Consider the following 7,310-nt stretch of genomic DNA (forward strand, 5'->3'; position numbering starts at 1 on the left):
GCCTACCCGTCCACCGTTTCCCCGGAGGCGATCTCGCGGTCGTGGAAGGCCCTGGGGTCGGTGACGTCGGGGAACACGCAGGCGTTGCGCCCGATGGAGGTGCCGCGCGGAATCACGGCGTTCTTTCCGATGACCGCCATCCCGGAGTTGTAGATCGAGGGGAAGCGCTGGTTGTAGGTGAAGTCGTCGCCGGTGCCCACCAGGCTCTCGGCCCCCACGATGACCTCCTTGTCGAGGATGGCGTGGTCCACCTGGACCCCCTCCTCGATGACCGTCCCGGAGAAGACTATCGAGTCGCGCACCACCGCTCCGGAGCCTATCTCGACGTAGGGTGAAAGGATGCTCCGGGCGACCAGTCCGTCCACCACGCACCCGTTGGACACCAGGCTTTCGGTAACCTGAGCCCCCCGGCCCAGCTTCACCGCCGGGGCCTCCGCCGAGCGGGTGTGCACCCTCGATTTTTCATCGTAGAGGTCGAACTCGGGGACGGGCGCGATGAGGTCCATGTTGGCCTGCCAGTAGCTTTCTATCGTCCCCACGTCGCGCCAGTATTTCTCCCGGAACAAAAACGCGCGGAAGGGTATGCTCCGCGTAACTTGAAGTTCGACGCAGCGCGGCAGCACGTCGCGACCGAAATCGTGCTCCGAGTCGTCCCTTCCCGCATCCTCCACGAGAAGCTCCTCCAGGAGGGCGGTGTCGAACACGTAGATGCCCATGTTGGCCAGGTTGGACGGCGGGTCGGGCACCTTCTCTAAAAAGCTCACGACGTTCCCCGAAGCGTCTGTCTCGATGACGCCGTAGCGCGGGGCGTCCTCCCGGGGAACCTCCATGGCCGCCATCGTCACCCCGGAGCCGGACTCCACGTGCTCTTTTATCATGCGAGAGTAGTCCATCCTGTACACGTGGTCGCCGGAAAGGATGAGAACCAACTCCGGCTTGACGGAGCGGATGAAGGGGAGATTCGTGTACACGGCGTCCGCCGTGCCGCGGTACCACCCGCCGAGCCCACCGCCCGGGTGTGGGTGCAGAAGTACGAGTCCGCCATCAAATCGCTTCAGGTCCCAGGGCGCCCCGCGACCGAGGTGGGACTGCAGGGAGTGGGGACGGTACTGGGTCAGGACGCAGACGTTGTAAATGAGCGAGTTGACGCAGTTGGAGAGGGTGAAGTCTATGATGCGGTACTTGCCGCCGAAAGGCACCGCCGGTTTGGTGCGCTTGGCGGTCAGGACCCCCAACCGGTTGCCCCTGCCGCCCGCCAGTATCACCGCCAGCGTTCTAAGTGCCATGTCCGAAACCCTTCGAGGGTAAGGTGGCCGGTTTATCGCCTCCGAGGGCGACAGCCGCCCCGTGCTTCAGGTCGTAATCCGATACCAGGAGGTTTAACCTACGGCCCGGCCTACGCCCGTCGTCGCCCAGGTGCGCCAGGAGCGTCTCGAGGACCAGGGCCCCGGCGACGATAATCTCCGCGCGTCGCTCGTCGGTCGGCAGCAGCCGCTTACGTTCGGCGAGGGGAACACCCGCCAGGCGTTCGATGAGCGCCGCCAGGTCGCCCCGGCTCAACGGCGTGCCCTGGATGACCAGGGGCAGATACTCATTCAAGCCCAGGTGCAGCGCCGCCAGGGCGGTCGCCGTGCCGCCGGAAGCGACGACGGGTAAATCGTGGGTATCCATAGGCAACCGGCTGAACACGGCCCGGACACCATCCCTGAGCTCCCCCATCTCCCCGGGCGCGGGAGGGTCGGTGTGGAAATGACGGCCGGTGAGGTTTATCGCCCCCAGGGGGAAGGATCGGGTGAATAGGTTTAACCTACGGCTCGGCCTGCGCTCCCGACCGCCTTTTGGGGGCAAGGGGTTTAAACCCCTCGTCTCCTCACATCCCCACCAGGAAAACTCCGTGGATCCGCCCCCCACGTCCACGGCCAGATACACCCGCCCGTCCAGGTCCAGACAGCGTAGCCCTTCGTCCACCCCCACCCGTGTCAGCCAGGCCTCGTCGGGACCGGAGAGGAGCGTGAGCTCCACGCCCCAGCGGGATTTCAGCGCGTCCGCCAGAGTCTCGACGCCGGGCAGCTCGCGGGCGAAGTGGGTGGCGACGGCCAGGGTGCGGTTTACTCCCAGCTCACGCCCGCGTGCGATCGCCTCCCGTGTGGCCGCCAGCGTGTTTTCGACGGCCTCCATCGAAACACGGCCGTCCTCCCCCGGCCTGCCGAGCCCGGTCGAGCGCCCGCCGCTCTCCACGGGCCCCAACGGCGCGTCCGTCCCCCGCGAGTCCACCCGGTCCACCACGAGCCAGCGCAGGGAGTTGGAGCCGTAATCCAGAACGAGGATGCGGCTCATCGGTGAAATACCCGGGGAACGCTGGTCCCCGTCTGGGCCACCACGTCGGCCGCCGCCCAGGAGGCGAGCGCCGTCGTCTCCGCGGGTGTCAGGCCCGCGGCCAGGGCCAGCCCCAGCGCCGCGGTCACGGTGTCGCCGGCCCCGGTGTGGTCGCGGACCAAATGACGCGGGCAGAGAGCGGTGGTTTTCTCCACACCTCCGTCGTGGTAGAGCTCGAGGCCGTCGTCGCCGAGGGTCAGGCAGAGCCAGAGCAAACCGAGCTCGCGCCGGCAGCGATCGCAGAGTGCGCCCCAGTCGGAACCCTCCGAACCGACTGTGCTCCCCCAGAGGCGCACCTCCCGCGCGTTGGGCTTCAGGCAGGTCGCACCGGCCAGGTTTTCGAGGGGGTTGCGCGTATCGCCCGCCCAGGGCCGCCCCGATTCCCGCACCAGGGCTATCATTTCCGGAAAAACCGCGCCGTTGGAGTAGTCGGAGACGACCACGGCGTCGCTCCGCGGCAGCCTTTCACGGACCGCCTCCAGCAGCCGCCCCGCGGTGTCGCGGTCGAGCGGCGACCTCTGTTCGTGGTACGAGTGGAAGACGTGTTGGGCGTCCGGCTCCGTGGCGACCAGCTTGAGCCGGTCCGTGGTGGGTCGGTCGGGGGAAATCACCCCGGCGAAGGTGACGCCCCGCTCCCGGAGCAGGCCCGACAGGCGCTCGCCGGCGGAATCGTCGCCCAGGACGCCGACCACGGTCACCCTCCCCCCCAGGGCGGCCGCGTTGACCGCCACGTTGGTCGCCTGCCCCGGGGCAAAGACCCGCTCCCTCTCGTCGAGGCAGGCCACCGGGGCTTCCCGGGCGATGGCGCCGACCGGCCCGTAGCGGTACTCGTCCAGGCACGGGTCGCCGACGACCAGGACCTCGCGTCCGGCGATTTTCGCGAGCAACCGTTCCGGGGGACTTGGCATCTCGGACATCACGGCCATATTATAAGGGCGGACGGCCGCATAGGCAAGGCTTGCATTGACAGCCCCAGGCGGGGATGCTATTGTGCGTTGTTGTTTGACAGACGCAACCGGAATCGGGACCCATGACGTTCAAACTGCTCATTCGCACCCTGAGGGCGCCTTTCTTCACCGCCACCACCTCGGCCGCCCTCCTGGGCAACCTGGTGGCCCTCTGGCGGACGGGGACGCTCGATCCCTGGATGCTCCTCCTTTCCCTGGCGGGCATCGCCGCCCTGAACGCCGGCGTGAACACCGCCAACGATTTCTTCGACTCGGTGTCGGGCAACGACGAGGCCAACCGGTACTACTCCCCCTTCAACGGCGGCTCCCGGGTCATCCAGGACGGCCTGGTCAGCCGACGCACCGTGGGCCTCGTATCCCTGGTTTGTTTCTTGATCGCGGGGGGCCTCGGCGCGGTCCTCTGGCTCCTGACGCCGGGAAACTGGGTCCTCTACCTGGGCCTCTTCGGCCTCGTCACCGGGTTCTTCTACGCGGCTCCGCCGTTCAAGCTGGGCTACCGCGGCCTGGGGGAGCTCATCGTGGCCCTGGACGTGGCCCTCCTGCCGGTCCTGGGCGGCTACTACGTCCAGGCCGGGACCTTCGATTCCGGCGCCTTCTACGCCGGTATCGCCGCCGCCTTTCTCATCCTGGGCGTCATCTGGGTGAACCAGATTCCCGACATCGAGGCCGACGCCGCGGTGGGGAAACGCACCCTGGTCGTCCGCCTTGGCGCCCGCCGCTCGCGGACCGCCTTCGCCGTCATCGTCGCGGCGGTGTACGTCTCTTCGCTCGTCCTGGCGCTGCTGGGCGTACTGCCCTACTGGACACTCCTCGTTTTCCTCACGCTGCCGCTGGCCGTCGGCGCCGTCCGGGGCGTTTTTTCGAACTACGACCAGCCGCGGGCTCTCGTGCCCGCCGAGGGGAAGACGGTGCAGCTCCAACTGGCCGGCAACCTGGCCCTGTCCCTGGGTTTCGCCCTGGCCGTGTTAATCCCTTTGTAAGGCCCGACCCGTGAAACTCGCCACCGCCAAGGACCTCCTGAACGACGAGCTGCTCCGCCTGGAGGAGCGGCTGCTGGATATAATCGCCGGCGAGTTCGAGCTGGTGAGCACCATGGCGTCCCGCCTCGTCGCCGCCGGCGGAAAGCGGCTGCGGGCCATTCTGGTCCTCCTCGCGGCCCGGGGCGGAGGAGAGGACGGCGGCCCGCGGGACACGGCGGTGGAGGTGGCGGCGGTCTGCGAGCTGGTCCACCTGGCCACCCTGATCCACGACGACGTCATAGATCAGTCCACGACGCGCCGCGGCGTACCCACGATTCACACCGACCTCGGAAACCAGATTACGGTGCTGATGGGGGATCACCTCTACGCCCGGGCCATCCGCCATCTCATCACCGCCACGGGGAGGGCCGACCTGGTCCGCATTCTGGCGAGCACGGTGGCGGACCTCTGCGAGGGGGAAATAAGGCAGCTCAACGAGACGCGCTGGCTGGGGCGCGTCGTCCGCCCCGACGCCGGCGGGAGCTTCGCGGTGCGTTTCGAGCCCATGGAGCGGGAGTACCTGGAGATAATCGCCCGCAAGACGGCGGGCTTCTTCGGCGCCTGCGGGGAGATGGGCGCCCTCCTGGTCGGCGGGGGCGAGACCGTCGCGAGGATGCGCGGCTACGGCTTCAACCTCGGCATGTCCTTTCAGATAACCGACGACCTGATGGACTACGCCGGCGCCCGGGAGGTCACCGGCAAGGACGAGGGGAACGACCTCGCCGCGGGGAGGCTGACCCTGCCCCTCATCCACGGCCTGCACCACGACGAGCACGGCCGCGAGCTCCTCGGCCTTCTGAGCCTGGACGGCGGGGGCCTGAGAAAACGGGTCGCCGAGCTCCTGGATCGCACCGGCTCGCTGGGCTACGCCACCCAGGTCGCCCGGGGCTACGCCCGACGCGCCCGGGAAATCGCCCGGTCGCACCCCCACCCCGAGGTCGGGCCCGTGCTCGTGGAGTTGGCCGAGGAGGTGTTGACCCGGAAGGTGTGAGGGTTTGCCGGGGGCATAGCTCGCTTCGCTCGGTTCGCGGTCACGGAAAAAAGGCGGCCCGAGCGGGTCGCCATCTGAGGAAAGGATTTTCCCGAGGGGCCCATTTACGACCCCTCGTTTTTTTACGGGCGGGGGGCCGCGGCGGAAACCGCCGCCAGGAACCCCCCCTCCTCCTCCGGTAGCAGGGCGCGCAGGTCCAGCAGGAGCCGCTCGTCCTCCACGCGCCCGAAGATCCCGTGGGTACGAAATTCCCGCGCCAGCTCCCGGCCACCCGCAACATTGGAGGTGAGCACCAGCGCGGCGGAGGGGAAATCCACCAGCGGCAGCGCCCCGGAACCGGCCCGCCCAACCGTTTTCTCCACACGCACCCCCCAGCGCCCGACCCCGATGCGCTCGAGCTCGGGGAGCAGCGCCTCCGCACGCTTCAAGAGCTCGTCGCCGGTGGCGGAAAGAAGGCGGTACGCGGGCAGCTCGTCCTCCCGCCCTGCGAGGTAAAAGTCGAGGGTCGCGGCCAGGCCGGCGAGCACCACCTTGTCCAGCCGCACCGCCCGGGCGAGGGGGTGACGGACGCAGCCCTCCACCAGGTCCGCCCGACCGACGACTATCCCGGCCTGGGGCCCGCCGAAGAGCTTGTCGCCGGAGAAGCAAACCATGTCCACGCCCGCTTTCAGGGCCGCCGTCACGTCTTCCGCCCCCGGAGCCCAGGGGACCTCCCGGACCAGACCGGACCCCTGGTCGTAGATTATAGGGAGCCCGCGGGAATGCGCCAGTTCCGCCAGCTCGACGAGCGACGGCTCGGTGAAGCGGCCCTCGAGGCGGAAGTTGGAACGGTGGGCCGTAAAAATGGCACCCGTGTTCTCCCCAACCGCTTCGGCGTAGTCGCTGACGGTGGTTCGGTTGACGCTCCCCACCTCCCGCAGGGTGCAGCCCGATTGGCGCATCACCGAGGGCATGGCGAAGGACCCGCCGATGGCGACCAGACGGGACACGCCTACGACGACCTCGCGCCCCGCGGCCGTGGCGGCCAGGGTAAGAAGCGTGGCCGCGGCGTTGTTGTTGAAGGCGCAACCGGGAAGGCCGAACAGCCGTTCGCAGCGCTCCCGGACGGCCTCCTGCCGCCGGCCCCGCACACCCGTCGGGACGTCAATTTCCACCTCGGCCGCCCGAGACGCGGCGACGATGGCGGCTACGACCTCGTCCGCCAGGGGGGCGCGACCCAGGCCCGTGTGGAGGACCACGCCGGTGAGATTGAACGCTTTTTTTACGCCGGTCATACCATCTCTTTGATCGGATAAACCTTAGACAAGTATGCAAAAATCAGTAAACCCTTGACAAGAGCCTCTTCGCTGTGTTAGTCTACGATAACTGTATCTGGAGGATACAGAACGAAAGAAAAAATTCGGGCGGCAGATCGTCCGAGAAAATCTCTCGGCGGGGAACACCCGTCAACACAAAAGGGAGTGAAATGAAGAAACTACTCATCGCCCTGCTGATCGGCGCCTTCTCGATCGTTCCACTGATTCTCATCGGTTGCGACGAGAGTAAAGATGCCGAAGCCGACGCCAACGCCACCACCGAAGAGGTCGTTCCGGAAGTGACCCCCGAAGTGACCGAGGGAACAACCACCGAGGTTGCGCCGACCACTGAGGTAGCTCCGACTGAGGAAGGTGCCGGAACGGTCGCCGAGCCCACCACGGAGACCACGGAAGAGCCCGTCACCCAGTAGCACCGCTCTCCATCTTCGTGAAAGGGGTCCCGATGGGGCCCCTTATTTTATAAGGTGGCCCTTGACGGCTTTAATTTTTTGTGCTAGATAAATTTAGTCGTGTAAAAAACCAAAAATGAAGAAGGTAACCTCATGACCAGGACGATAACATTTTTGCTCTGCGCCGTCGCCTTCTCGGCCGCGCTCGGTTTCACCGGCGCCATCGGCGTTTCGTCCCCGAGCCGGGCCGA

At 67.0% G+C, this 7,310-nt stretch carries 7 protein-coding genes; 3 read left to right on the top strand and 4 right to left on the bottom strand.

All coding sequences use genetic code 11. The features are described 5' to 3' along the window. Positions 1–2: 2 nt before the first annotated feature. From VM054_09165 to VM054_09175, 3 genes are read right to left on the bottom strand one after another with little or no spacing between them, the layout of a single operon-like run. Positions 3–1,286 (bottom strand): glucose-1-phosphate adenylyltransferase family protein, encoded by a 1,284-nt coding sequence (locus VM054_09165; GenBank protein ID HUT99230.1) that lies wholly within the window; start codon positions 1,284–1,286, stop codon positions 3–5. Next, complete coding sequence (locus tag VM054_09170; GenBank protein HUT99231.1) at positions 1,276–2,337, bottom strand: hypothetical protein; 1,062 nt, start codon at positions 2,335–2,337, stop codon at positions 1,276–1,278. Before VM054_09170 ends, VM054_09165 begins: the two co-directional genes overlap by 11 nt. After that, complete coding sequence (locus tag VM054_09175) at positions 2,334–3,293, bottom strand: PfkB family carbohydrate kinase (GenBank protein HUT99232.1); 960 nt, start codon at positions 3,291–3,293, stop codon at positions 2,334–2,336. The genes VM054_09170 and VM054_09175 overlap by 4 nt, the downstream gene beginning before the upstream one ends. 113 nt (positions 3,294–3,406) lie before the next feature. Between VM054_09175 and menA the strand changes: the two genes are divergently transcribed. After that, a complete protein-coding gene (gene menA, locus VM054_09180; GenBank protein ID HUT99233.1) occupies positions 3,407–4,324 on the top strand; it encodes a 1,4-dihydroxy-2-naphthoate octaprenyltransferase in 918 nt (305 codons plus the stop codon). Between the two features lie 10 nt (positions 4,325–4,334). After that, positions 4,335–5,354, top strand: coding sequence for a polyprenyl synthetase family protein (locus VM054_09185; protein ID HUT99234.1), 1,020 nt, complete (start codon positions 4,335–4,337; stop codon positions 5,352–5,354). A gap of 122 nt (positions 5,355–5,476) precedes the next feature. Here the strand turns inward: VM054_09185 and selA are convergent, their stop codons facing one another. Continuing rightward, entirely contained in the window at positions 5,477–6,628 is a 1,152-nt protein-coding gene (selA, locus tag VM054_09190; GenBank protein HUT99235.1) for an L-seryl-tRNA(Sec) selenium transferase, read from the bottom strand. Between the two features lie 191 nt (positions 6,629–6,819). Here selA and VM054_09195 point away from each other — a divergent pair, with 191 nt between their 5' ends. After that, a complete protein-coding gene (locus VM054_09195) occupies positions 6,820–7,080 on the top strand; it encodes a hypothetical protein (GenBank protein ID HUT99236.1) in 261 nt (86 codons plus the stop codon). Positions 7,081–7,310: the final 230 nt, after the last annotated feature.

The sequence above is a fragment of the bacterium genome, from assembly GCA_035528375.1.
Taxonomy (GTDB): Bacteria; RBG-13-66-14; RBG-13-66-14; order RBG-13-66-14; family RBG-13-66-14; genus RBG-13-66-14.